This window comes from Bacillus sp. AF23, from assembly GCF_020861455.1.
In the GTDB taxonomy this organism is placed as follows: Bacteria; Bacillota; Bacilli; order Bacillales; family Bacillaceae; genus Bacillus; species Bacillus halotolerans.
Map to the genome: position 1 here is coordinate 1 of NZ_JAJHVY010000030.1, position 23,290 is coordinate 23,290.

The window sequence follows — 23,290 nt, forward strand, 5'->3', positions numbered from 1 at the left end:
AATAAAACTTGAATTAACAGGTACGTTTTGTCTTGTTTAGTTTTCAAAGATCATCACTGCTCTCAATGAAGCAGCTTTACTAATATAACACTCAGCTTATTAATTGTCAACAACTTTTTTAAAAGTTGTTTAAAGCTTCTTGTTTTGTCTGCTGTTCATCAGCGACGTTTAATAATATAACACCTACAATTATTTATTGCAATAGTTTTTTTAAAAAAATCTATAAAACAATAAAGCTGTAATCTTTCTTTATTCTATCTAACTTATAATGCTTTATAAAACATTTATCTAATAAAGAACATTTACCACAGTCAATGTCGTCTTGTTGTTTTAACCTTTTTCTTGTATAGTAGAAACGAACTAAATATCCGATGACCACAAGGGGAGCATAAAAGCTGAGAGTGAGCGGTTTCGTTCTGACCCTTTGAACCTGTTAGTTAACGCTGGCGTAGGGATGTGGCAAAGTCAAATGAATTGCAGATTGTAAAGCAGTGCGTGGAACTTTCCTCATCCTTCCGCGTGCTGCTTTTTTGTGTCCTTTTGGATTGTCTATCGATGGAAGGGGATTTTTATGGCTCAATCAAGACAACTGGTACGTCTTATTGAAATTGCAATCATGACTGCTGCTGCTGTCATTTTAGACATCGTTTCCGGAATGTTCCTCCGTATGCCTCAAGGAGGGTCGGTATCCATCATGATGATTCCGATTTTTTTGATTTCTTTTCGCTGGGGAGTTAAAGCGGGGCTTACCACCGGTCTATTGACAGGTCTCGTTCAAATTGCGATCGGAAATCTATTTCTTCAGCACCCTGTACAGCTGTTGCTTGATTACATTGCAGCGTTCGCCGCTGTCGGCATAAGCGGCTTTTTCGCTTCCGCTGTCCGCAAATCCGCCTTATCAAAAGCAAAAGGGAAATTGATCGTATCAATTATTTGCGCAGTTTTTATCGGCAGTTTTCTGCGTTATGCTGCACACGTGATTTCAGGGGCTGTATTTTTCGGCAGCTTTGCACCAAAAGGAACACCGGTATGGATTTACTCGTTAACTTATAATGCTACTTATATGGTTCCGTCATTCATCATCTGTGCGATTGTCCTTTGTTTATTGTTCATGACAGCTCCGCGCTTGCTGAAAACTGAAAAAGCTTAATCTAACCCCCCCCCAGCGGCCGTTCCGCTGGGGGGGTTTTTATCTTCCGTTAAGCAGTTTTTTAATGAAGCGAGATCCGGCCAGCCGAATCCTATTTCTTTCATGCTTTCTCCTGCGATTTCAAAACTATCCTCGGCTGCTCTTTCAGGTGAAAACGACTGATAAAATGTAATCGAAGGATTCTCCTCTACGACCCAAACAAACATGCTCGTAAAGCCTTGATCAAGCAAAAAATCTGTTCCCTTTGTCAAAAGCGCTCTGCCTGCACCTTGCCGCTGCTTTTCTTCTAAAAGGTAAATGGCATACAACTCTCCGTCATAGCCGCTCTGCTCTGAACGAATTGGACCAAAAGATGCAAAGCCGAATACTGAACCTTCTTCATCTTCTGCTACAAAGACCCCCTTTAATGAACGGCTTTTCCATTTGGCTTCAAAATCCTTGTAGTTCAAACCATTTAAGTATTCAGCGGAGACAATGCCGCTGTAAGTTGTCACCCAGCTGTCAACATGCACTTTTGCGATGGCCTTTATATCATCTAGACGTGCTTCTCTTATAGTCACCATTCATTCTCTAATCCTTTCCGCAATGGTTATTCAGATTTTTGAACAGGTTTTGTTTCTTTTAATTCATTTGTCAGTTCGTTGATGCTCTGTTTGATGTTGCCTTTTCCTGAAAAGTTCTCAATCATTTCTTTTACGTCGATTCCCGAAGACGCTTTTAAGCTTTCTTGCAGGCTGGACATTAAGTTTGTCGCATAGCTTGTGACTTTGTTGGCGCCGCTTGAATCACCGTTTCCTCCTGTATCAACGACAGTGATCTTATCAATATTTGAAAGCGGTGCTGATACCTGTTTCGCGTATTCCGGAAGCATTTTGACAATCATATCAAAAATCGCAGCCTGACCGTACTGCTCAAAGGCAGCGGCAATTTTTTCTTTCGCTTCCGCTTCCGCAAGACCTTTTAAGCGAATAACCTCAGCCTCTGTCTCACCTTTTGCTTTTTCAGCTTCTGCTTTTGCAAGGCCGTCAATTCTGACCCTTTCAGCTTCAGCCTTCGCCATTGCTTCTATGCTGTATTTCTTGGCATCGGCTTGGGCGAGCTGTTTGGCTTTTTCAGCAGCGGCAGATTGCTCAACTGAATAGCGGTCTGCATCGGCTTTTTTCTTCACTTCAGAGTCATACTGGCGTTCACGGCGGAGAATTTCTTTTTCTTCTAATTCAATTTGTTTTTGGCGTTCTATAATCTTGACCTGCATTTCCTGTTCAGTCACCTGCTGGCGTGCTTTGGCTGTTTCCAAATCGTATGCCTGGTCAGCGTTGGCTTTTGCTGTATCTTGATCTCGCCGGTATTCAGCCATTTTAAGCTGATTGATTTTTTCAGCTTCGGCAATTTCCGTCGCTCGTTCAAGCTCTGATTTTTTGGCTTCTTTATCGGCTTCCGCCCTCTTAATTCTTGTTTCTTTATCGGCTTCTGCGGTTGCAATGTCAGCATCACGTTTTACCTGCGCAATTCTCGGTTTACCTAGTGATTCAAGATAGCCGTTTTTATCACGGACATCTTTAATGGTAAAGGAGACAATCACAAGACCCATCTTCGCAAGATCCTGTGAAGCGACACGCTGCACTTCTTGAGAGAATTTTTCGCGGTTTTTATAAATTTCTTCTACTGTCATAGACCCGAGAATGGAACGGAGGTGGCCTTCCAGTACCTCACGTGCCTCCTGCTCACGGTCTTCTTTTGACTTTCCTAAAAATTGTTCGGCTGCTGTGGCGATTTCTCCAATAGAGCCGCCGATTTTAATAATTGCAGTTCCGTCTGCCATTACAGGCACACCTTGCTCGGTATACACTTCAGGTGTCGATACATCGAGTTTGCTTGATAACAGACTTAGCGGCTCAGCCTGCTGAAAAACCGGAAGAACAAAGGTTCCTCCTCCGCGAACAATCTTCAGGCGGTTGCCTCCCTCATCAACGTGAACATTTTTATTTCCAAGATAACTTCCTGTAACAATTAACGCTTCATCAGGCCCTGCCGTACGATATTTTGTAATAAATACCGCTATAAGTGCAATGAGTAAAAAGAATACAACTGCGATGACGATGATAATCGGCATTGTCATATGACATTCCTCCTTGTTTTATAAAGATTCATGCGGAGTGACTGAAAGAACTCCGTTTTTGACATCAACAACTAAGACGACTGTTCCGTAACTGATCTGTTCATTTTCAAAGCTGATCGCTGATTTTGAAATCGTACCGCCTATCCCTTCAATCAGTACTTCTCCAAATCCATCAACCGGAACAGCGGTTATGACTTTTCCGAGTCTACCTCTAAGATCACCTTCCCGATAAGTCAATGATTCTTCTGCCGATGATAAAGGGACAAGCACAAATAAATGGAGCAATATCACCAGCAGCACTGAAAGAAGACAGGATAATAGAGCAATAATCAGGCTGGAGAGGGGGAAAACTGTTTCGCCTATATATCCTAATGCGGAGAAAAATGTGAAAAATGAGAGCACCAATGTCGGGTTTAAAAACGGAATAGCTTCGGACAGCCCTTCAAACACATCTCCGAAAAATAAAAATAGCAGCGTGAGGCTTCCGGCTATGATAAGGGTGTAAAGGTAAATCGTTTGGACAGGAATACCGTATAACTCCAATTTTCTCATCCTTTCTAAGCTGCTACTTTAACCGACGGCCGTCGTTACCTTTTATACGAGATACAGAGGAAAAGGTTTCGAAATTTTTCGATAAATGCTCCCCGCAAAGTACTTTATAAATGATAAATGCTTTTATATATGGTAATGTTTTTTCAGGAGGAGATATGATGAGTATCTTTAATGAAGCCAGATTAGAAACATGGAATGAAGTAAAAGGACTTTCCGATGAAAAGCTGAATCAGAAGCCTTCTTCTGATGAATGGAGTATACGGGAAGTTCTTGATCATTTGAAGAAAATTGATATGACCGCCCAAAATATGCTGAAAGAACGAGTAAAGGAAGCGCCTGTTAAGGAGATTGAGGAAAAACCGCTTACGGCCGCACAGGATAGAAGCAATAAACGAAAAGCGCCGGCCCATCTTGAACCGGATCATGATTTTATTTCAGGCAGCCAAATGAAACGGGAGCTTGATGTTGTAAGGGAGCAGCTGACAGCTGTTATTGCCTCTCTTAAAGAAGAAGATTTTGAGAGAGTATTGCCGCATCCCGTGTTTCAAGAGCTGACCGTCAGACAATGGATCGATTTTATCGGCCATCATGAAAAACGCCACCTCAGCCAGATTAAAGAAATTAAAGAGAAAATAGAAAGAGTCTGATTTATTCAGACTCTTTCTGCTTTTTGTTTGATGTTCCGCTGGTATGAATGAACGATTATTTCATCACCCGCATACACGGCACCGGGTCTCTCGACAATACATACAATGCCCCTTATCCCCAACGCATGGCGGACAAAAGCCGGTGCAAGCTTTGGCTTGTCCGGATAATAAGACTGGATGACTTCACCCGGCTGGATACACGGATCATTTTCTCCCTCACACAGTAAAGCGGCGCCGCTCGGAAATATAAGCCGGCTTCCTTCTTTTAATGTTGTGAAATCAGGTATACCGCTGATTGCAACATTTGCACCGAGCCATTCGGGAAAAATACTCGGGACTCCCATTTTCAAAGCAATTTCGTCACATTCTTCTGTTGAAACAATTGAAATTTGTCTGCGGTTAAAAATTTCTGTTCCTCTTGAAAACATTGGCTCTCGGGCCCCAGCTTTTTTTGTCAGGCCGAAATGCAAGTCGCCGGGAATGCCGCCATAATCAAAATCGAGCTTGTCCATTTGTTTTGTTACAAAGCTTTCTGTATCTGCAACATATAAGCCTTCCGTTTTTGCGGTCATGCGTTTCCACATAAGCTTGCACCGTCCTTCATCTCTAGGATTGTCACTTATGTTCAATTATCCAAAAAAATCCCGCTCTGTAAAGGAGCGGGATCATCGCATTATACAGTTTTTGGCGTAAGATTAAAGCAGCGTTTGTAGATCCAGTTATATGCTTTCTCATTTAAATCTCTAGGATTTCCGAAGGTTTGCGGATCTTTCATTGCTTCTTTTGACAAGCGCTCGATCATGTCCGGCGATACCCCTTGTTCTTCTAAAGTCGGTACTTCTAACTCTTTCACAAGATCGTACATCCAGTTGACAGATGCTTTTGCAGCTTCTTCTGTTGTCATATTGCTTGTATCAATGCCGAACGCTTTTGCGATACGGGCAAATTTCTCCGGATAGCCCTTCCAGTTGTATTCCATAACAGGGCCCATCATTGCCGCTACACATTGACCGTGAGCAACCGGGATGATACCGCCGAGTGTTTGGCTCATGGCGTGAGCAGCACCCGCTGATTCACTGCCGTAAGAAAGACCGGCAAGCATAGCAGCTTGCGCCATTCCGTATCTGGCTTCGAGATCTTCTCCGTCAGCAAATGCTCTCTTAATGTAGTGAGCGGCATATTCAATCGCCATCAACGCCACTGCGTCTGTAATCGGCTGCGCAAATTTCATTGTGTAGCACTCAATGGCGTGAGCGAGAGCATCAATCCCCGTCATTGCTGTTACGTGCGGCGGCATTGAGACGTGAAGCTCTGGGGCAATCACAGTCAAATGCGCGGCAATCAACGGACCGCCTGTGTTAAATTTGAATTCTCTTTCTTCATCTGTAATAACCGCCCATTGCGTCACCTCTGAGCCTGTTCCAGCCGTTGTCGGAATTGTCGTAAGCGGAGGAATGCGGTTCTCCAGCGGTTTCTTTCCTTCGGCTGCTTCATAATCAAGTACGCTTCCCTCGTGAGTCGCTTCTACCCCGATGGCCTTCGCTGTATCCATGGAGCTTCCGCCTCCGACTGCCACCAAGCCGTTGCAGTTCTCTTTTTTGTAAAGCTCAGAACCTTCATTTACAAGCCGTACAGGAGGGTTTGGCTCAACTTTATTAAAGAGCACCACTTCAATGCCTGCCCCTTTTAATGACTCGATGACAGGATCTGCGACGCCGGCTTTATAAATTCCAGGGTCTGTAACAAGCAATGCTTTTGAAACACCCAGTCCAGCTACTTCTTTTCCTACGTGGTTGATAGCGCCAATTCCGTGCTTAATCACAGTCGGAATTTCAAATGTGTGAAATTTATGCATGCTTTCTACTTTCATATTTAATGTCATCATCAATCTCCCCCTCTTATGAATTGAACCAATTAACCGCTGCCGGTTTTGTGTTGCGATAGACATGTTTGACTTCTGTGTACTCTTCAAGCCCTATTTTTCCAAGTTCCCGTCCGAATCCGGATTGCTTATAGCCGCCCCATGGCGCCTGCGCAAAGTACGGATGGAAATCGTTAATCCAAACGGTTCCCATTCTCAAACGGGCTGCTACACGTTCACACTTTTCAATATCTTTCGACCATACAGCTCCGGCCAATCCGTAAATCGTATCATTCGCCAGTGAAATTACTTCTTCTTCAGAACTGAATGTTTCGACAGTTAATACTGGCCCAAATACTTCTTCCTGAACAATTCTCATGTCAGATTTACAGTTTGAAAAAATGGTAGGTTCATAGAAAAAACCGTTTTGAAGTGCTGGATCTTCCGGACGTTTGCCGCCAGTCTCCAGTTTTGCCCCTTCTTCCAGTCCGATCTCTACATATTTTTCAACCTTTTCTCTATGCTCCGCGGAGATAAGCGGACCGCTTTCTGTCTCTTCGTGAAAACCGTTTCCGAGTTTAATGCGTTTCGCCCGCTTGACAAGCTCTGCTAAAAATCGATCATGAATATCTTCTTCTACAAGCAATCGGGACCCGGCGGAGCATACTTGGCCGGCGTGGAAAAATACGGCGTTTAGCGCCTGATCAACCGCGACTTCCAGGTCTGCATCTTTAAAGACGATATTTGGATTTTTCCCTCCAAGCTCAAGCGCAATTTTTTTAACGTTGCCGCTTGCCGCCCGCATGATTTTTTTGCCTGTTTCAATTCCGCCTGTAAACGAAATTAAGTCAACATCTTTGTTAACAGCAAGCTCGTCACCCACTGTGGCGCCCGGTCCCAACACAAGGTTTGCGACACCTTTTGGAACTCCGGCTTCCTCCATCAGCTTAAAGACTTTGATTGTCGTCAGCGGTGTGATCTCACTCGGCTTCATGACAATTGTATTGCCTGCCGCTAAAGCCGGGGCGATTTTCCAGCTTGCTTGCAGAAGCGGATAATTCCACGGCGTGATTTGTCCGCATACGCCAATTGGCTCCCTGATGATTTTGCTTTCCGAATCAGGGATTGGAGATGAGATGATTTCTCCTCCATCTTTATCTGCCAGACCAGCATAATACTGAAAAACATTGGCGATATCGTCCATATCGGCTTTGCTTTCCTCAAGCGTTTTTCCTGTATCAAGGGATTCGAGCTCAGCCAGCTCGTCTAGATCGCGTCTGATTAATTCCGCAATTTTCAGAACTGTTTTTCCGCGTTCAAGTCCTGAAAGAGAAGGCCACTCTCCTGCGTCAAAAGCTCTTCGTGCAGCAGCGATTGCTTTAACGGCATCCTCACGCCCGCCCTCGCTAACTGTTGCAATTTCTTCTTGATTAAATGGATTAATAATACTGCGGACCTGCCCTTTTTCGGCACTGATCCATTCACCGTCAATGTATAATGTTTGACTCATCTAAGCCCTCCTTGACGAAAATAAAGTTTGTTAAATAAAAATTTAATGTTTTTAACAACCTTAATCTAACATAAGGTTTTTAAACTGTCAAAGCCCTAATTATGATTTTTCGTTTTGACTTTTCTCTAGGTTTCGTTAAGATAAAGAACATAAAGAAATGACTTAACAAATTTAATTTTCTAAAGGAAAAGAGGGTCAGTATGGATGAAAATCCAGAATTTGCAGCTATAGAACAGGCACGGGATCTTGTTATTGACTCCATTGCTGAAACAATGGATCTTTACGGAATTACCCGAAGTGTCGGGATATTATATGGAACGATGTACATGCGGGACGAGATGACACTTGACGAAATGCGGGAGGAACTGCAAATGAGCAAGCCCAGCATGAGCACAGGTGTCAAAAAGCTTCAGGATTTAAATGTCGTGAAAAAGACATTTCACCGTGGCATCCGCAAGCACACATTTGTAGCCGAAAAAGATTTCTTTAAATTTTTCACAAATTTCTTTCCGCCAAAATGGGAACGGGAAGTTCAGGTGAATGTATCAGCAATAGAGGAGGCTCAGGCTGATTTACAAGAGGTCTTGCATAAGGAAGAACTCAATGAGGAAATGAAAAATGAAGCGCAGCGTTTATACGAGCAGCTGGAAAGTTCTAAAGCCTACTACGATTGGCTGAAACGTCTCGCTGAATCGGTGCAGAGCGGAGAGATCTTTAAATTTATACCAATTGAAACAAAATAATCGAAAAACGTCTGGAAAACCGGACGTTTTTTTGTTTTTCCGCTATATTTACTGCGAATTTGAAAAATACGGGAAAAACACCCCATTTACTTCCATTTTATTTGATGGTAATTTTATGTAGGTAAAATTTGTATTTGGCCTTTAAGAGGAGGTGGAAAGCAGAGGCAGGCCTTTAATCTTTATCACTTATTAGGGGGAATTTTTATTATGAAACGCAAGTTATTATCTTCTTTGGCAATTAGTGCATTAAGTCTCGGTTTACTCGTTTCTGCGCCTTCAGCTTCTTTTGCAGCTGAATCTAAGTCATCTTCTGCTCATACTGAGTCTACGATGAAAGCCCAATCAACAGCTTCATTGTTTGCAACAATTAAAGGAGCGAGCAAAACAGAATGGTCTTTCTCTGATATCGAATTGACATACCGTCCAAACACGCTTCTCAGCCTTGGCGTGATGGAATTCACATTGCCAAGCGGATTTACAGCAAATACAAAAGATACGATGAACGGAAATGCATTGCGTGAAACACAGATCCTCAATAATGGTAAAACAGTAAGAGTACCTCTGGCTCTTGATTTATTAGGCGCTGGTGAATTCAAGTTAAAACTGAATAACAAAACGCTTCCTGCCGCTGGTACATATACTTTCCGTGCAGAGAACAAATCACTGAGCATCGGAAATAAATTTTACGCGGAAGCCAGCATCGAAGTGGCTAAGCGCAGCACACCTCCGACTCAGCCATGCAACTGTAATTAATCACAGAGGGCCGGCTTAACGCCGGTCTTTTTGACGTATTTTGACTCCTTTTCCTCTCCCTTTTCCCTCTATTTCCAGTTGCCTTTTCACTTGTATTAAATTTAAATTGACAAACACTAGAAACAGGAGTAAATTCTTGAGTGTTCAATTTCATAAAGTCTCTTTTACCGCTTAATCAAACACGAACGGGGAAACCAATGATTGGCTGTTTCACAAGACGGCCTTGGGGTGAATCTTACTTAGTAAGAAGGGGTACTCTGAATCCCTAATCCGACAGCTAACCTCGTAGGCGTATACAGAGAGGGGGTCTATTTTGACCATTCTTTGTAATGGTCTTTTTTACTTCAAAACGCTAATTTTATTAAGGGAGTCTTGAACATTGGGAAGAATAAAAAACAAGCAATTTGCAGTAATCGGGCTTGGACGGTTCGGCGGAAGCATTTGCAAAGAGCTGCACAGAATGGGCCATGAGGTCCTTGCCATTGATATTAACGAAGAAAAGGTCAATGCCTTCGCTTCCTACGCAACCCATGCGGTCATTGCCAATGCCACTGAAGAAAACGAATTGCTTTCACTGGGAATTCGTAATTTTGAATATGTCGTCGTGGCTATAGGGGCGAATATTCAAGCGAGCACACTGACCACTTTGCTATTGAAAGAGCTTCACATTCCAAATATTTGGGTGAAAGCTCAAAATTATTATCACCATAAGGTGCTGGAAAAAATCGGCGCCGACCGCATTATTCATCCGGAAAAGGATATGGGCGTCAAAATCGCACAAAGTCTCTCTGATGAAAATGTCTTGAATTATATCGACTTATCTGATGATTACAGTATTGTTGAGCTGCTGGCAACACGAAAACTGAATTCCAAATCCATTCATGATCTGAATGTGAGAGCAAAGTACGGATGTACCATCCTGGCAATTAAACATAATGGAGATGTTCGCCTTTCTCCTGCACCGGAAGAGGTGATTTACGAACAAGACTGCCTGGTGATGATGGGTCACAAAAAGGATATTAAACGCTTCGAAAACGAAGGGATGTAGACAAAGGTGGGACTTCATAAGGAAACTGTAATCAAGTGGGTTCGTTTTTCTCCCCCGCAAGTGCTTGCGATTGGTTTTTTTCTAACTATTATTATTGGCTCTCTTTTGTTAAAGCTCCCGATTTCTGCTGCGAAGCCGTTGTCATGGATAGATGCCCTTTTTACAGCGGCTTCTGCTACAACTGTTACCGGGCTTGCAGTTGTTGACACTGGGACAGAATTTACGGTGTTCGGGCAAACTGTCATCATGGGTCTGATTCAAGTCGGCGGGCTTGGCTTTATGACATTTGCTGTTCTGATCGTCATAATTTTAGGAAAAAAAATCGGATTGAAAGAACGAATGCTGGTCCGGGAAGCCTTAAACCAGCCGACAATTGGCGGCGTGATAGGCCTTGTCAAAGTCCTGTTTCTATTTTCAATCAGTATCGAATTGATCGCCGCCCTGATCTTATCCATCCGGCTTGTGCCACAGTATGGCTGGGCATCCGGATTGTTTGCCAGTGTGTTTCATGCAATATCGGCTTTTAACAATGCTGGTTTTTCTTTATGGCCGGATAATTTAATGAGCTACGTTGGTGATCCTGCAGTCAACCTTGTCATTACGTTCTTATTTATCACAGGGGGCATCGGGTTTACGGTGCTTTTTGACATCCTGAAAAATCGGCGTTTCAAAGCCTTTTCATTACATACGAAACTGATGCTTGCGGGAACGTTCATTTTGAATATTGCTGCTACGCTGATTATCTTTATTTTAGAGTACAGCAACCCCGGCACGCTTGGTTCCCTGCATTTGCCAGATAAACTGTGGGCTTCGTATTTTCAGGCAGTGACGCCGAGAACCGCGGGCTTCAACTCTGTGGATTTTGGGAGCATGAGAGAAGGCACCATTGTATTTGTCCTGCTGCTGATGTTTATCGGAGCGGGCAGTGCTTCAACGGCGAGCGGTATTAAGCTGACTACTTTCATCGTGATTTTAATGTCTGTCATCGCTTATTTAAAAGGGCATAAAGAAACTGTTATTTTTCGCCGGACCATAAAATATCCGATCATTATTAAGGCCTTAGCAGTCAGTGTTATCAGTTTGTTCATCGTCTTTATAGGAATTTTCGCCTTGACCATTACAGAACAAGCGCCGTTTATACAGGTTGTTTTTGAAACCTTTTCCGCTTTCGGAACGGTCGGACTGACAATGGGGCTGACTCCCGAACTGACAACAGCGGGGAAATGTATCATTATCGCGATTATGTTCATCGGAAGAATCGGTCCATTGACGTTTGTTTTTTCATTTGCTAAAACAGAAAAATCAAATATTCGTTACCCTGACGGCGAGGTGTTTACTGGGTGATGTAAAAAAATCCGGCATATTACATGCCGGATTTTTTATGATTCAATATGAGATTGACTTTGTCTTTTTTCCTGCTCCGCGATGATATCATTATCTTCTGCATTATCACGCGTCACTTTTTGTGTAAGGATCGCGCCAACCGCTACAAGGATCATCACTGCAATGTAGTAGCCTTTTTCATTGAGTTCGAGATTATCAGCGTTATAGAGTCCGATACAAAACAAAAATACTCCCGCAAAAAAAGTGAAATAAGCTAATACAGTAAAAGCAACCGTGTTTCTCCGTCTATATTTCTGCACCTTTGTTCCTCCTGAAGCATAGTTATTAAGTGATAACTTCCGTGGAATATTATACCTCAAATTCCCCTGAATGGAACAAAAAAATAAAAATACCAGAAAAAACGGCTCAGGTTGCTTCCTTTATTTCAACAGCTGAGTCATCAATCCAGCCGACCAGTTTATTATTGACTTGGAATTGGTACCATACGGACTGGCCTTTCTGTTTTTTAGATACAACCTTTATATCCTTGCCAACATAAGATTGCGCAGAGGTCAGCTTAATGGATTGATCATCAGTAGAAGGCTTAGACCATACATCTTGAACGGCGCTGTCTTTGATGGAGCCTTTTAAATCCACAGATTTCAGAGATGGATTCATCTCATCGTATTCATCTAAATCGTACTTTTCCACAATGGCGCTGATTTTGTCAGCATAGTCCGGGTCTGTGGCATAGCCTGATGTTTGAAGAGCGCCTGCTGCTTCTTTATAATCCTCAGCTTCAAGCACCGGCTTATACTTCTTTTTATTCCACGATGTGCCTTGGACAAATAATTTGGCGTGATCATCCATTGATTCAAAAAACGTGCTGTATTTGCGGAATTTCGCGCGAATCGTTTTTCTTTCCCCTTTTTCAAATTCATCGGTATCCATGGTGACGTGATGTCCTTTATAATTTCCTTTTACGCCAAACAGGTTGTTGGCTTTAGAGGCAAGCTCGCTGTTTCCCCAGTCAGATTCGAGTATGGCCTGAGCTATCGTTATGCTGGGAAGGACATGATATTTTTCATATAAAATTTGAGCATGTCCGGAAAGGCTGTCAATAAATACTTGCTGTTCATCAATTTCTTCAGGTTCTTTGGATGTTTCAATTGGCTTTGAAAGAGTTGTCGCTAAAACAAACAAGGCTAGTGGAATCGATACAACGAAAAATAGAGAGATGAAGAGTCTACGTTTTTTCAGTTTTTTACGGGCCATGAAAACCTTCCTTCGATTTAAAAGATTACGAGTGTAAAAGAATCTACCTTTAAGAATTTTACTTGTACTTCTAATATTTTTCAATTCTTTAGGGATAAAGTTTGAGAGAGAACACACAAAAAACCTTTCCCCTCAAGGGAAAGGCAGTGATCATGTATCTATTTTTGTAAAACTGTGCTGTTTAAAATGTCTGAGCGCATCACGATATTCTTGATCATGTATGACTTTATGAGATTTTACGGCAGCCTTTGTCAGTCCATGTGCGGTAACAGCCGGTTTTTCCGGAGCGGGTTTTCCTTTCTCATGAGGCTTATGAGAAAGCTTGTGCCCCATTCCGGTGGCGTTCATACAAAACGATAAACAAACGAGCAGCACGCTCAGGATAAAAGAAATCAAAAAAAGATCATGATAGACAATCATCATAGAATCCTGCATCGATCCGTTTTGTCTGGCAGCATCCTTTTTCGTGAAATAGCCGATCAGGATAGGCACACCCATATAGACAAACAATCTTAAAAACTGAACAGCTGTCATTCTTTTGACCAGATCAGGAAGCGGGCCGCCCATAGCGGCTCCCATTAGTCCTGCTGCGACCGTCAGGCCGGTTCCTGCTGCCAGCATGATGAACAGCGCCGCAAACACATAGGGAGACGATTGATACTGCATATGAAGCCATTGACAATTCACAAAAACGAGAATGAGAGAACCTATAATCCCCAGCACCCCTGGTCCGACTTTATCATATAACAGGGCACTCGCAATAGCTGCGATGGCCACTCCAATCAATAGAGTCATGTTTAAAAGAATGAGATGATCTCGGGATATATCATACATTTGACGAAGCAAGCCTTGAAAAGCTGCCAGGCTGACAGCTACCGTAATCGTTCCTGCCGCTATGATAAATAAACCGAGCACAGGTTTAGGCAGCAGCATCTGTTTAATAGAGATGAAAGGGTTTTTCACCTTATATTCTACAAATAACAGAATGAGGAGCAAACATAAAGCAACCCCAAAACCAGCGCGTACATAACCTGATGAAAAGCCCCATTTTTGCAGAAAAATGAATGTAAACGCTGAGGCTGCGGCCACGCATACAGATAAAATGATCCCTGCTCTGTCGAGTGATGACTGTTCCTTTTCTGATCCCCCATGATGCTCATCATAGAGAAAGAAATAACTCACTGCGATGCCGATCAAAGACAGTGTGCCAAAGGTAAAAAACAGCCATCTCCAGTGGCCGTAGCTCAACGCGATCGTTCCTAAAATCGAACCGATAATAACAGAGCCATAGAACCCGCCGATAAGCACCAGTAGTGCGTAATTCCGCCGGTCAATCGGAAATGACAGGACTAGCATCGGAATCATAATCATCAGCATGACACCTGTAGCCGCTCCCTGTAAAAAACGTCCTGCCGCCATCCAGGCAATATCGCTTGAAAATGCGAAGAGCAGTGAGCCAAGTATAAAAACGGGTAATGAAGCCAGATAGATCGGACGGGCACCGAACTTTTTCCTTAGCAGCGGTCCTGCTGGAACGAATAAAGCGAAGGCCATATTGCCGATCAATATTGGATTTACTGATGTGAAGTCACTTGTTCCAACCGTCTTCTGAACAAGGCCTTGAACTGACGACAATGCCGTGTTAGACATCAATCCCGGCCCGACTGCTAAAACAGCGAGCAAAGAAATCACCCAATAGTGTTTTGTCTTCATGTTGTCATTCCTTCCTATATGAATACATACGAAACACATCATTTTTTAAAAACAAAAGAAGCTAATAGATTTTGCATGCCATTAGCTTTCATTCGGATTCTCTCCCCATCATGGGAAATGATATTATTTTATGATATTATGTGAAAAAATGAGCATATATTCAAACATTATTCCAAACCGATTGTGTTTTGTCAATGGCGCAAATTTCAAGCACAAATCAAAAACCTGAACGGCTTTTGCCCGATATCGTGACTTATGAGTCCCTGCCTGCTCCCTCAAGCGATTTAAAGCAGGCCGTTTTAAAAGTAATCCTTTCGGTCTTCGTCTTGGGTAATGACGGCACCTTTCAATTCACTGTTTTTATCAAAATTCAATTTAATATTGGTGATAAGAACAACATGTTGACCGCACATTTTTTTGTGTTCACTAGGCGTTTGCCGCCTCTAAATTGTCTATGGGTAAATATCATGAACTAATCTGCGAAATACCAATGTCAGGAAACTTTAAATGATCCGGGAGGTAAAAACGAATTGAACTGTATGAGTGTATCGAAGAAATTTTTAGCGGCTTGAAAAATCCATCGGTTAAAGATTTGGCAGCTTCTTTAAAACAAATTCCAAACGCGTCAGAATTGAGTCAACCATATATAAAGGAACCAGACCAGTACGCTTACGGCCGAAATGCCGTCTATAGAAACAATGAATTAGAAATGATCGTGATTCACATTCCTCCAAACAAGGAGACAGCAGTCCACGATCATGGTCAATCCATTGGTTGTGCAATGGTGTTAGAAGGAAAACTTCTCAATTCTATTTATCGCTCAGCCGGCGATCATGCAGAACTCTCCAATTCATATTTTGTTCACAAAGGAGAATGTCTTATTTCAACCAAAGGTTTAATTCACAAAATGTCCAATCCGACTTGCGAACGAATGGTGTCTCTTCATGTTTACTCACCCCCTTTGGAAGACATGACGGTCTTTGAAGAACAAAGCGGTGTATTGGAAAATTCATGATTTACAGCCTGAACTACTTTACTTGATTAGTTTGTTATATATCATTTTTCAAACGCAGGAGCCTAACGAAGGAATATCTGACTTTATCATTAGTTTATGAAATGCTCCTGGGGACATAAGATTTCGGATCAACAGAAGGGTTCAACAATGAACCCTTTCTATAAAAAACAAAAAAACCCTTATAGAATAAGGTTTTACAGGTATGGAGCCAAGGGGGCTCGAACCCCTGACCTCTACGCTGCCAGCGTAGCGCTCTCCCAGCTGAGCTATGGCCCCGTATGTAACGTCATGTTTATTATAGATGATTTTTTTTAAAAAAACAAGCTGTTCCTTTCTAATTGACAGAAAAAAATAAGGCCCTTTCCGGAGCCTTATTTTTCGATTTACATCATAAACAAAAGTAAAATCACGCCGAGAATGATTCGGTAGATTGCAAACGGAACAAGTTTGATTTTGTTAATCAGTCTTAGGAAGAAACGGACCACAAACAGCGCAACAACAAAGGCACAGATAAAGCCGACGATAAAAAACGGCATTAAATCCGAGCTTAAGCTGTCCCAGTGTTTCACTAGGCTTAAGGTGCTGGCCCCCATCATAATCGGCATTGCCATAATGAATGTGAAATCGGCTGCCGCACGGTGATTCAACCCGAGAATAACGCCCCCTGAAATCGTTGAACCGGACCGTGAGAAACCCGGCCAAAGGGCAAGACATTGGAATAAACCGACGCCGATTGCCTGCTTATATGAAATACGGTCTAGGGTGTCTGTCGTTTCTTTCCGTTTATTAATCCAATCGGCTGCAAGCATTAAAACTGCCCCTGCAATTAAGCCAATGGCCACGGTGCGGACTGAAAATAAATATTCATCAATATAATCCTCAAACAAAAAGCCGAGAACCGCGGCAGGCACAAGCCCTACTGCGATTTGGGCAATGCTTAATTTGTGACCATGCTCTTGGTCACTCGTGATATTTTTTTTCAAGCCAAGCAAGTTCAAAATCCTGTCTTTAAACACGATCGCAACCGCTAAAATAGAGCCAAGCTGAATGACAACTTTAAATGAGTTGGCTGCTTCTTCAGACATGAGACTGCCTGATTTAAGCCAGATATCGTCTACTATAATCATATGTCCTGTCGAAGAAACCGGTGCGTACTCTGTTAATCCTTCTACGATTCCTAAAATAGCAGCTACAAACAATTCCCATAGAGTCATGATTTTAATTCTCCCCATTAGACATTTATTTTTTACATAACGGGAGCCTTCCATAAATGGAAAGCCCGTCTTATATAACTATAAATGAAATTTATGCTTTATGACTCTTTGCATTTTCATTTTTTTCTTCATCGTATAGATGCGACTGCATTTTAAACCAGTCAAATAAATGTGTCGTAATGACTTTGGCAACTGCATAGCCCGGAATCGCAAGAATAATTCCGATAACACCAAACAGCTTGCCGGCAGTTAACAGCAGAAAAATAATGGTGATTGGGTGGATATGAAGGTTTTTCCCCATAATTTGCGGGGAGATCAGTTTCCCTTCAATAAGCTGAACAATTGTCCAGACGATCACAAGCTTGAGCAGCATCAGAGGCGATGTCACAATAGCGATAATGATCGCAGGCGTAATGGCGATTGTCGGACCTAAATACGGCACGATGCTTGTACAAGCCGCAATAACGGCAAGTAGCGAAGCGTAATCCAGTCCGATGATCAAATAGCCGATAAACAGCAAAAATCCAATGCAGAAGCTGACAATGATCTGTCCTCTGATATAAGAACTTAGCCGATGATTCATTTCGCTTAAAACTGTGTATGTTTGCTCTTTTAATTGTGTCGGCACAAACTTCAGTATGTAGATCGGCAATTTCTTTCCGTCCTTTAACAGATAGAAAAGAATAAATGGAACTGTCACGATCGAAATGATAATCTCAGTTAAGGCGCCGATAAAATTCCCAACGCCGGTAAAGGTGCTGTTTACAATCGTCGCTGCCTGATCTGACACCTTTGTCGCGAGATCAGATATATTAATGTTCATCGTTTGCTGCGCCTGATTGACAAAGTTACTGCCGATCAGTTCTTTTGTCTGATTCTCAACAACATCCACATATCTCGGGATGTTGTCAATCAAACTCATAATTTGCTCTTTTAAAAAGGGGATAATCGACACGATTGTGATCGTGATCAGCCCGATAATCAACAGATATAACAGCAAAATAGAATAGATTCTTCTGATTCTTCTTCTCTCAAGGAAATCAACGACAGGGTTTAACAGATAAAAAACAATGCCTGTTAAAATAATCGGAAGCGATATCGTTTTGAGCAGAACAATGATCGGGGTGAAAATAAATGATGTTTTTGTAAATACGAGAATATTTAAACCAATCAGCAGCAGAACAAGCAAAAATAAAACAAACTTGTTGTCCAAGAAGAATCGCTTGAATCTGCCGCTCCATGTTTGCAACGTCTCCACTATCGTTCCTCCGTCATACATAGTTTAAGTAAATTGTACACTATCGTACCTATAATGAAAAATAAAAACCGCTAATTGCTGGAAAAACTTCCTTAACTAAAAAATGTGATTTGATCTATCATGTGCTTTTCTTCTTTTTAAGCTATAATTTAGCTATATCATACAAAAGGAGCGATATGCGTGATACGATTTGCAATAGTAGGAACCAATTGGATTACAGACCGCTTTCTAGAAGCAGCTTCAGAAATTGAAGATTTCCGGCTCACAGCCGTTTATTCAAGAACACCTGAACGCGCCGCTGAGTTTGCCGCTCGGCATGGGGCTGCAAATACCTTCTCCGACCTTCAGGAAATGGCCGCAAGCGATGGCTTTGATGCTGTATATCTCGCCAGCCCGAATGCTCTTCACAAGGAGCAGGCGATCCTCTTTATGAAACATGGCAAACATGTGTTATGCGAGAAACCGCTTGCTTCAAATACCAGAGAAACAGAAGAAATGATTTCAGCCGCCAGAGCGAATGGTGTTGTCCTCATGGAAGCAATGAAGACCACCTTCCTGCCTAATTTTAAAGAGCTGAAAAAACACTTCCACAAAATCGGCACAATCCGCAGATTTATTGCAAGCTACTGTCAGTACTCTTCAAGGTATGATGCGTTTAGAAACGGAACTGTTTTGAACGCGTTTCAGCCAGAGCTGTCTAACGGCTCATTGATGGATATCGGCATCTATTGTATTTACCCTGCCGTTGTGCTGTTTGGAGAGCCGAAAGCCGTGAAAGCGAACGGATACACTTTATCTTCCGGCGTTGATGGAGAAGGTACCGTCATTCTCTCATATGACGGGTTTGAGGCCGTACTGATGCATTCTAAAATCTCAACTTCCTACGCGCCTGCTGAAATCCAAGGAGAAGACGGGACAATTGTAATGGATACGATTCATCGTCCTGAACGAGTGGAAATCCGCTATCGTGACGGCCGCCTGGAAAACATTTCGCTCTCTGATCCTAAACCGGCAATGTATTACGAAGCGGCTGAATTTGTTTCACTCGTGAAAGAGAAGAAACAGGAATCTGAAGAAAATACATATGAACGCTCCTTGATCACTGCTAAAATCATGGAGGAAGCAAGAAAACAGATGGGTATTGTGTACCCTGCTGATCAAGCCTAAAAAAATCCGCCCGCGGCATGTTGCACGCGTGCGGATTTTTTTAAACGATCGGTGAGGATGCCTGTCTTTTGAAAAGCACGTTTTGTTCATATGCTTTGATATCATCAAGCCAAGCCTCTTTTATCGGCACTCCCATTTGCTCACAGTAATAATCCCAGATGGCACCGAAAGGATAGGTTTTAAATTCCTCCATCAGCGCCAGCCTTTCTGTAAAGCGCCCCTCATCCTGCAATTGTTTTAAATGGTCATTCGGAAGAAGCAAAGCGTACATTAAAGCTTTCATCATATTTCTCGTTCCGATAGTCCAAGCGGCGACACGGTTAATGCTGGCATCGAAAAAATCCAGACCGATGGCGACTTTCTCTAATGCCTGATTACGGACGATCTCAAGGGCGATTTCTCTCAATTCATCGTCTAACATCACGACATGGTCACTGTCCCAGCGAACGGGCCGGGATACGTGCAAGGCAAGTTTGTCTGTGTAAAGCAGCATCGCCGAGATCTTGTTTGATACCGTTTCTGTCGGGTGGAAATGTCCCGTATCGAGCAAGCATAACTTATGGTTCGTTAAAGCATAGGCTAAATAAAACTCATGAGACCCGACGACATATGATTCTGATCCAAGTCCGAACAGCTTGCTCTCGACCGAATCAACATTGTAATCTTCACTGATTTCCTCGCGGAATATCCGATCCAATGATTCTTTTAATCTTTTACGCGGCGTCAGCCTGTCACTCGGAATATCCTTATAGCCGTCCGGAATCCAAATATTCGTCAAGCAAGGCGTGCCTAATTCTTTGCCGAAATACGCTCCGATGCGGCGGCACGCGATGCAGTGATGAATCCAAAACTCCCGGATGGATGGATCAGGGTGTGCGAGTGTAAGCCCGTCATCCGCTTTCTCATGTGAAAACAGTGTCGGATTGAAATCTAATCCGATACCAAGACCCTTCGCCCACTTCACCCAATTTTCAAAGTGATGCGGCTTCAGCTGATCACGTTCAACAACTTCTCCGTTTGTTTCTGCATATATAGCGTGCAGGTTGACCCGATGCTTTCCCGGGATGAGAGACAGAGCTTTCTCCAGATCTCTTCTTAATTCTTCCGGGGTTTGCGCTTTTCCGGGATAATTGCCTGTGACGTCAATGCCGCCGGAAAGCTCGCCCTTATTCACTTCAAACCCTTCAATGTCATCACCCTGCCAGCAGTGGATTGAGATCGGAACTTGCTGTAATTGCCGGAACACAGCTTCAACATCAATTCCCCATTTTTCATATTCTTGTTTTGCGCTGTCATAATTCGCTTTTATCGTCATACGGCTCTCTCCCTTTTATTCGAAATAAAAGACTTCCTTCAGATCGATTGAAACGGGACTGTCATCAGCGTTTGTTTTCATTAATGGCGCCATTGATTTCCACCATCTGCGGCACACCTCTGTGTCCGCCATCTTCTTCCACTTTTCCTCATCCTCTATCTCTAAATAAGCAAATAACCGGCCTGTCTCTTCGTCTAAAAAAATAGAATAGTGATGCGCCCCATGGGCTTTAAGCGCTTCCGCCATTTCTGGCCAAATGTCATCATGCCTCTGTTTATATTCCTTGAATTTATCTTTATGGACGAACATGATACTCGCTTTTCTTTTCAAGCTGATCACCTCTTTTTATTTAGATAACGCTTTTAAAACAGTTTGATGATAGGACTGAATGATGGCGCTTCTGTCAGGATCTTTAGGCATAAACACTTTAATAGGAAAGGAGTTTCTGACGGTCTTGCGGGCCTGGTTTACGTCCTTTATTTCTTTGGCAGTAATCATTTGCATCAGCAGATTTCCGATGGCTGTCGCCTCAGCAGGTCCGGCGTATACCGTTTTTCCGCTCATATCAGCGGTTAATTGATTTAAGAAGTCGTTTTGGGCGCCTCCTCCAATAATATGAAGCTGTTGAATGTTTTTCCCTGTAATGGTTTCTAGTTCTGAGATGGCTATCGCATAGATGATGGCTAAATTGCTGTAGATACAGCAGGCAAGTTCGCCTGCGGTGTGAGGAATCTGTTGGAAGGTTTCTCTGCAATAATGTTGTATTTCCTTTATCATGTCGTTCGGATTCAGAAAACGATCATCATTTAAGTTGATAAACTGCTGAAACGGTTTTGTTTTTCCAGCTTCTTCTGCCAGTTGATGGAATTCATAATCTTTTCGTAATTGTTTCCGGACTTCTTGTATCATCCACATGCCAATGATGTTTTTCAGGAAACGAATGGTGTTGTTTGCGCCGCGTTCATTTGTATAATTGTTTTTCAACGCGAGTTTATTTATAATCGGCGTTTCGTTCTCAATTCCGATTAGCGACCATGTTCCGCTGCTGATATACGCCCAATCATTGTTTATGCCTGGTGCGGCGAGGACAGCTGAAGCAGTATCATGCGTTGCGACGGTAATCACCCTGCAAGCCGGCAAATCATAGCCTGGAAACCAATCATTTCTTAGCATGCCGAGTTCCTGTCCCGGTTCAGTCAGCGGCGGAAATTGCTGTTCCTTAACAGACACGGCCTCGAGCAATTCGGGATCAAACTTTCCTGTTAAGGCGTTTAAGAGCTGGGTCGTAGACGCATTTGTGATTTCCGCTGCTGCTTTGCCGGTTAAGCAATAGCCTAAATAATCCGGCACCATTAAAATCTGCTCTGTTTGTCTCAGCAGCTCTCGGTCTTCTTCATATAATTGATAGATTGTGTTAAATGGCAGAAACTGAATGCCTGTTTTTTGATAGATTGTTTCTTTTGATATCGTTTGCGCAAGCTTCTCCATTGTGTTCTCTGTTCTTTTATCCCGGTATGATATGACTTCTCGTAAGCGGCTGCCTTTCTCATCCAGCAAGACGTAATCAACGGCCCATGTATCAATGCCGACGGTGCAGCAGTCATAGCCAAGGGCTTTCACCTTTTGCAGCCCTTGCAGGATTTGCTCTAGCAAATGATCAATATCCCAATAGCCATGTCCGTCTCTTTGCATGAAGCCGTTTGCGAATCGGTGAATCTCTTGTACTGCAAGCTTTCCTTTCTGGAGTTCGCCTATGATGACTCTCCCGCTTGATGCCCCTATATCAACAGCAGCATATATCATCCTTTCACCCTTTCTTTAGGAAGGGGGACGGCTGTTACTCTCACATTCTTTTCTTCAAGGGCTTTTACTGATACTGGATCAAGTCTGGAATCGGTAATGATGCAACTGACATCCTGCAAAGAGGCGATATGTGAAAACTCGCGGTTCCCCCATTTGCTTGAATCGGCCATCAAAATGGTCTGATCAGATCTTTCAATCATCCGTATTTTAAGCAGTGCCTGCCACTCATTTGAGTCGCTCATTCCATGTTCCATATCAAACCCTTGGCAGGACAGAAAGGTTTTATTTACATGATAGGTTTCTAGTGAACGTTCAGCTAACGGTCCCGCAAATGATAATGATTTTGTCAGCAAGATACCGCCGGTTGAAATAACTGATATTTTTTGTTTTTTGCTCAGTTCAATGGCTGCCTTCATTGAATTTGTAATGACGGTGAGCTCAATATCAGGGAGTATTTTCGCCATGTACCATGCAGTGGTGCTTGCATCGAGAATGATTCGGTCACCGCTTTTTACATATTTGGCCGCTTCATGAGCAATGGCTTTTTTCTCTATTACATTTGTAATTTCACGTTCAGAAAAATGAATTTCCGACTCCTGCTGCTGAATGCTGACCGCACCTCCGTGGCTGCGGCTCAGCTTATGCTCTTTCTCAAGCTTCTCAAGGTCCCGCCGAATCGTTTCTTCTGTGACAGAAAATATGTCACTCAATTCGGATACGCGGATGCTTAAACGCTTATTCACTAGTTCGACTATTTTTTTCTGCCGTTCTGCTACTAACATCGGTAACGTCCTTCCTCATTAATATCCGCCTTGCTTTTCCCA

At 42.8% G+C, this 23,290-nt stretch carries 23 protein-coding genes, 1 tRNA gene and 2 riboswitches; of the genes, 8 read left to right on the forward strand and 16 right to left on the reverse strand.

All coding sequences use genetic code 11. The annotated features are described in order from the left end of the window. The first annotated feature begins 370 nt into the window (after positions 1-370). A riboswitch (TPP riboswitch) is annotated at positions 371-472 on the forward strand. A gap of 99 nt (positions 473-571) precedes the next feature. Beyond that, entirely contained in the window at positions 572-1,150 is a 579-nt protein-coding gene (thiT, locus tag LNN34_RS15815; RefSeq protein WP_044158874.1) for an energy-coupled thiamine transporter ThiT, read from the forward strand. On the opposite strand, the gene LNN34_RS15820 is transcribed toward thiT, so the two are convergent. Genes LNN34_RS15820 through LNN34_RS15830 form a run of 3 tightly spaced genes read right to left on the reverse strand, consistent with a single transcriptional unit; the run spans position 1,147 to position 3,812 of the window. Beyond that, entirely contained in the window at positions 1,147-1,713 is a 567-nt protein-coding gene (locus tag LNN34_RS15820; protein WP_229043791.1) for a GNAT family N-acetyltransferase, read from the reverse strand. The two genes, thiT and LNN34_RS15820, sit on opposite strands and share 4 nt — an antisense overlap. 26 nt (positions 1,714-1,739) lie before the next feature. Then, entirely contained in the window at positions 1,740-3,269 is a 1,530-nt protein-coding gene (gene floT, locus LNN34_RS15825; protein WP_059292679.1) for a flotillin lipid rafts scaffold protein FloT, read from the reverse strand. Positions 3,270-3,287: 18 nt separating this feature from the next. Further along, a complete protein-coding gene (locus LNN34_RS15830; protein ID WP_199398220.1) occupies positions 3,288-3,812 on the reverse strand; it encodes an NfeD family protein in 525 nt (174 codons plus the stop codon). A gap of 167 nt (positions 3,813-3,979) precedes the next feature. Here LNN34_RS15830 and LNN34_RS15835 point away from each other — a divergent pair, with 167 nt between their 5' ends. Further along, positions 3,980-4,468 (forward strand): DinB family protein, encoded by a 489-nt coding sequence (locus tag LNN34_RS15835; protein ID WP_044158879.1) that lies wholly within the window; start codon positions 3,980-3,982, stop codon positions 4,466-4,468. 5 nt (positions 4,469-4,473) lie between these two features. Here LNN34_RS15835 and LNN34_RS15840 read toward each other — a convergent pair whose 3' ends face one another. The 3 genes from LNN34_RS15840 to betB all read right to left on the reverse strand — a co-directional run bounded on the left by LNN34_RS15840 (position 4,474) and on the right by betB (position 7,839). Beyond that, positions 4,474-5,052, reverse strand: a complete 579-nt coding sequence (locus LNN34_RS15840) for an MOSC domain-containing protein (protein WP_010331619.1) — start codon at positions 5,050-5,052, stop codon at positions 4,474-4,476. Positions 5,053-5,141: 89 nt separating this feature from the next. Then, positions 5,142-6,350, reverse strand: coding sequence for a choline dehydrogenase (gene gbsB, locus LNN34_RS15845; RefSeq protein ID WP_229043920.1), 1,209 nt, complete (start codon positions 6,348-6,350; stop codon positions 5,142-5,144). 16 nt (positions 6,351-6,366) lie between these two features. Next, positions 6,367-7,839 (reverse strand): betaine-aldehyde dehydrogenase, encoded by a 1,473-nt coding sequence (gene betB, locus LNN34_RS15850; protein WP_229043792.1) that lies wholly within the window; start codon positions 7,837-7,839, stop codon positions 6,367-6,369. 200 nt (positions 7,840-8,039) lie between these two features. Between betB and cudC the strand changes: the two genes are divergently transcribed. The 4 genes from cudC to LNN34_RS15870 all read left to right on the forward strand — a co-directional run bounded on the left by cudC (position 8,040) and on the right by LNN34_RS15870 (position 11,727). Then, entirely contained in the window at positions 8,040-8,582 is a 543-nt protein-coding gene (gene cudC, locus LNN34_RS15855) for a choline uptake/conversion transcriptional regulator CudC (protein WP_059334714.1), read from the forward strand. Positions 8,583-8,789: 207 nt separating this feature from the next. Continuing rightward, positions 8,790-9,335, forward strand: coding sequence for a biofilm surface layer hydrophobin BslA (gene bslA / locus LNN34_RS15860; protein ID WP_229043793.1), 546 nt, complete (start codon positions 8,790-8,792; stop codon positions 9,333-9,335). A 158-nt stretch (positions 9,336-9,493) separates the two neighbouring features. Then, a riboswitch (cyclic di-AMP (ydaO/yuaA leader) is annotated at positions 9,494-9,643 on the forward strand. Positions 9,644-9,714: 71 nt separating this feature from the next. Beyond that, positions 9,715-10,383 (forward strand): potassium channel family protein, encoded by a 669-nt coding sequence (locus LNN34_RS15865; RefSeq protein WP_024122619.1) that lies wholly within the window; start codon positions 9,715-9,717, stop codon positions 10,381-10,383. A 6-nt stretch (positions 10,384-10,389) separates the two neighbouring features. Next, the gene (locus LNN34_RS15870) at positions 10,390-11,727 is read left to right on the forward strand and encodes a TrkH family potassium uptake protein (protein ID WP_229043796.1); all 1,338 of its coding nucleotides are present in this window, start codon (positions 10,390-10,392) and stop codon (positions 11,725-11,727) included. Positions 11,728-11,762: 35 nt separating this feature from the next. Here LNN34_RS15870 and LNN34_RS15875 read toward each other — a convergent pair whose 3' ends face one another. The 3 genes from LNN34_RS15875 to LNN34_RS15885 all read right to left on the reverse strand — a co-directional run bounded on the left by LNN34_RS15875 (position 11,763) and on the right by LNN34_RS15885 (position 14,694). Beyond that, complete coding sequence (locus LNN34_RS15875) at positions 11,763-12,026, reverse strand: YiaA/YiaB family inner membrane protein (RefSeq protein WP_024122620.1); 264 nt, start codon at positions 12,024-12,026, stop codon at positions 11,763-11,765. Between the two features lie 106 nt (positions 12,027-12,132). Next, positions 12,133-12,981, reverse strand: coding sequence for a glucosaminidase domain-containing protein (locus LNN34_RS15880; protein ID WP_044158885.1), 849 nt, complete (start codon positions 12,979-12,981; stop codon positions 12,133-12,135). A 150-nt stretch (positions 12,982-13,131) separates the two neighbouring features. Continuing rightward, entirely contained in the window at positions 13,132-14,694 is a 1,563-nt protein-coding gene (locus tag LNN34_RS15885) for an MFS transporter (protein ID WP_229043798.1), read from the reverse strand. 529 nt (positions 14,695-15,223) lie between these two features. Here LNN34_RS15885 and LNN34_RS15890 point away from each other — a divergent pair. Further along, complete coding sequence (locus LNN34_RS15890) at positions 15,224-15,709, forward strand: cysteine dioxygenase (protein WP_229043922.1); 486 nt, start codon at positions 15,224-15,226, stop codon at positions 15,707-15,709. Positions 15,710-15,912: 203 nt separating this feature from the next. On the opposite strand, the gene LNN34_RS15895 is transcribed toward LNN34_RS15890, so the two are convergent. The 3 genes from LNN34_RS15895 to LNN34_RS15905 all read right to left on the reverse strand — a co-directional run bounded on the left by LNN34_RS15895 (position 15,913) and on the right by LNN34_RS15905 (position 18,181). Continuing rightward, a tRNA-Ala gene (locus tag LNN34_RS15895) sits at positions 15,913-15,985 on the reverse strand. A 107-nt stretch (positions 15,986-16,092) separates the two neighbouring features. Then, positions 16,093-16,923 (reverse strand): undecaprenyl-diphosphate phosphatase, encoded by an 831-nt coding sequence (locus LNN34_RS15900; protein ID WP_010331630.1) that lies wholly within the window; start codon positions 16,921-16,923, stop codon positions 16,093-16,095. Positions 16,924-17,014: 91 nt separating this feature from the next. After that, complete coding sequence (locus LNN34_RS15905; protein ID WP_024122625.1) at positions 17,015-18,181, reverse strand: AI-2E family transporter; 1,167 nt, start codon at positions 18,179-18,181, stop codon at positions 17,015-17,017. Between the two features lie 180 nt (positions 18,182-18,361). Here LNN34_RS15905 and LNN34_RS15910 point away from each other — a divergent pair, with 180 nt between their 5' ends. Continuing rightward, the gene (locus LNN34_RS15910; RefSeq protein ID WP_229043800.1) at positions 18,362-19,348 is read left to right on the forward strand and encodes a Gfo/Idh/MocA family protein; all 987 of its coding nucleotides are present in this window, start codon (positions 18,362-18,364) and stop codon (positions 19,346-19,348) included. A gap of 40 nt (positions 19,349-19,388) precedes the next feature. Here the strand turns inward: LNN34_RS15910 and rhaA are convergent, their stop codons facing one another. Genes rhaA through LNN34_RS15930 form a run of 4 tightly spaced genes read right to left on the reverse strand, consistent with a single transcriptional unit; the run spans position 19,389 to position 23,248 of the window. After that, positions 19,389-20,663, reverse strand: a complete 1,275-nt coding sequence (rhaA, locus tag LNN34_RS15915) for an L-rhamnose isomerase (RefSeq protein WP_059334720.1) — start codon at positions 20,661-20,663, stop codon at positions 19,389-19,391. 15 nt (positions 20,664-20,678) lie between these two features. Next, positions 20,679-20,993 (reverse strand): L-rhamnose mutarotase, encoded by a 315-nt coding sequence (rhaM, locus tag LNN34_RS15920; protein ID WP_059292671.1) that lies wholly within the window; start codon positions 20,991-20,993, stop codon positions 20,679-20,681. Positions 20,994-21,008: 15 nt separating this feature from the next. Next, on the reverse strand, positions 21,009-22,466 hold the full coding sequence (rhaB, locus tag LNN34_RS15925) for a rhamnulokinase (protein WP_229043802.1): 1,458 nt from the start codon (positions 22,464-22,466) through the stop codon (positions 21,009-21,011). Continuing rightward, positions 22,463-23,248, reverse strand: coding sequence for a DeoR/GlpR family DNA-binding transcription regulator (locus LNN34_RS15930; RefSeq protein WP_217828035.1), 786 nt, complete (start codon positions 23,246-23,248; stop codon positions 22,463-22,465). Before LNN34_RS15930 ends, rhaB begins: the two co-directional genes overlap by 4 nt. Between the last annotated feature and the right edge of the window lie 42 nt (positions 23,249-23,290).

What these genes read in the sequence shown, in the direction of transcription:
- thiT (WP_044158874.1), top strand. Translation starts at nt 572, where the DNA reads ATGGCTCAATCAAGACAACTGGTACGTCTTATTGAAATTGCAATCATG.
- LNN34_RS15820 (WP_229043791.1), bottom strand. Translation starts at nt 1,713, where the DNA reads ATGGTGACTATAAGAGAAGCACGTCTAGATGATATAAAGGCCATCGCA.
- floT (WP_059292679.1), bottom strand. Translation starts at nt 3,269, where the DNA reads ATGACAATGCCGATTATCATCGTCATCGCAGTTGTATTCTTTTTACTC.
- LNN34_RS15835 (WP_044158879.1), top strand. Translation starts at nt 3,980, where the DNA reads ATGAGTATCTTTAATGAAGCCAGATTAGAAACATGGAATGAAGTAAAA.
- LNN34_RS15840 (WP_010331619.1), bottom strand. Translation starts at nt 5,052, where the DNA reads ATGTGGAAACGCATGACCGCAAAAACGGAAGGCTTATATGTTGCAGAT.
- gbsB (WP_229043920.1), bottom strand. Translation starts at nt 6,350, where the DNA reads ATGACATTAAATATGAAAGTAGAAAGCATGCATAAATTTCACACATTT.
- betB (WP_229043792.1), bottom strand. Translation starts at nt 7,839, where the DNA reads ATGAGTCAAACATTATACATTGACGGTGAATGGATCAGTGCCGAAAAA.
- cudC (WP_059334714.1), top strand. Translation starts at nt 8,040, where the DNA reads ATGGATGAAAATCCAGAATTTGCAGCTATAGAACAGGCACGGGATCTT.
- bslA (WP_229043793.1), top strand. Translation starts at nt 8,790, where the DNA reads ATGAAACGCAAGTTATTATCTTCTTTGGCAATTAGTGCATTAAGTCTC.
- LNN34_RS15880 (WP_044158885.1), bottom strand. Translation starts at nt 12,981, where the DNA reads ATGGCCCGTAAAAAACTGAAAAAACGTAGACTCTTCATCTCTCTATTT.
- LNN34_RS15885 (WP_229043798.1), bottom strand. Translation starts at nt 14,694, where the DNA reads ATGAAGACAAAACACTATTGGGTGATTTCTTTGCTCGCTGTTTTAGCA.
- LNN34_RS15900 (WP_010331630.1), bottom strand. Translation starts at nt 16,923, where the DNA reads ATGACTCTATGGGAATTGTTTGTAGCTGCTATTTTAGGAATCGTAGAA.
- rhaA (WP_059334720.1), bottom strand. Translation starts at nt 20,663, where the DNA reads ATGACGATAAAAGCGAATTATGACAGCGCAAAACAAGAATATGAAAAA.
- rhaB (WP_229043802.1), bottom strand. Translation starts at nt 22,466, where the DNA reads ATGATATATGCTGCTGTTGATATAGGGGCATCAAGCGGGAGAGTCATC.
- LNN34_RS15930 (WP_217828035.1), bottom strand. Translation starts at nt 23,248, where the DNA reads ATGTTAGTAGCAGAACGGCAGAAAAAAATAGTCGAACTAGTGAATAAG.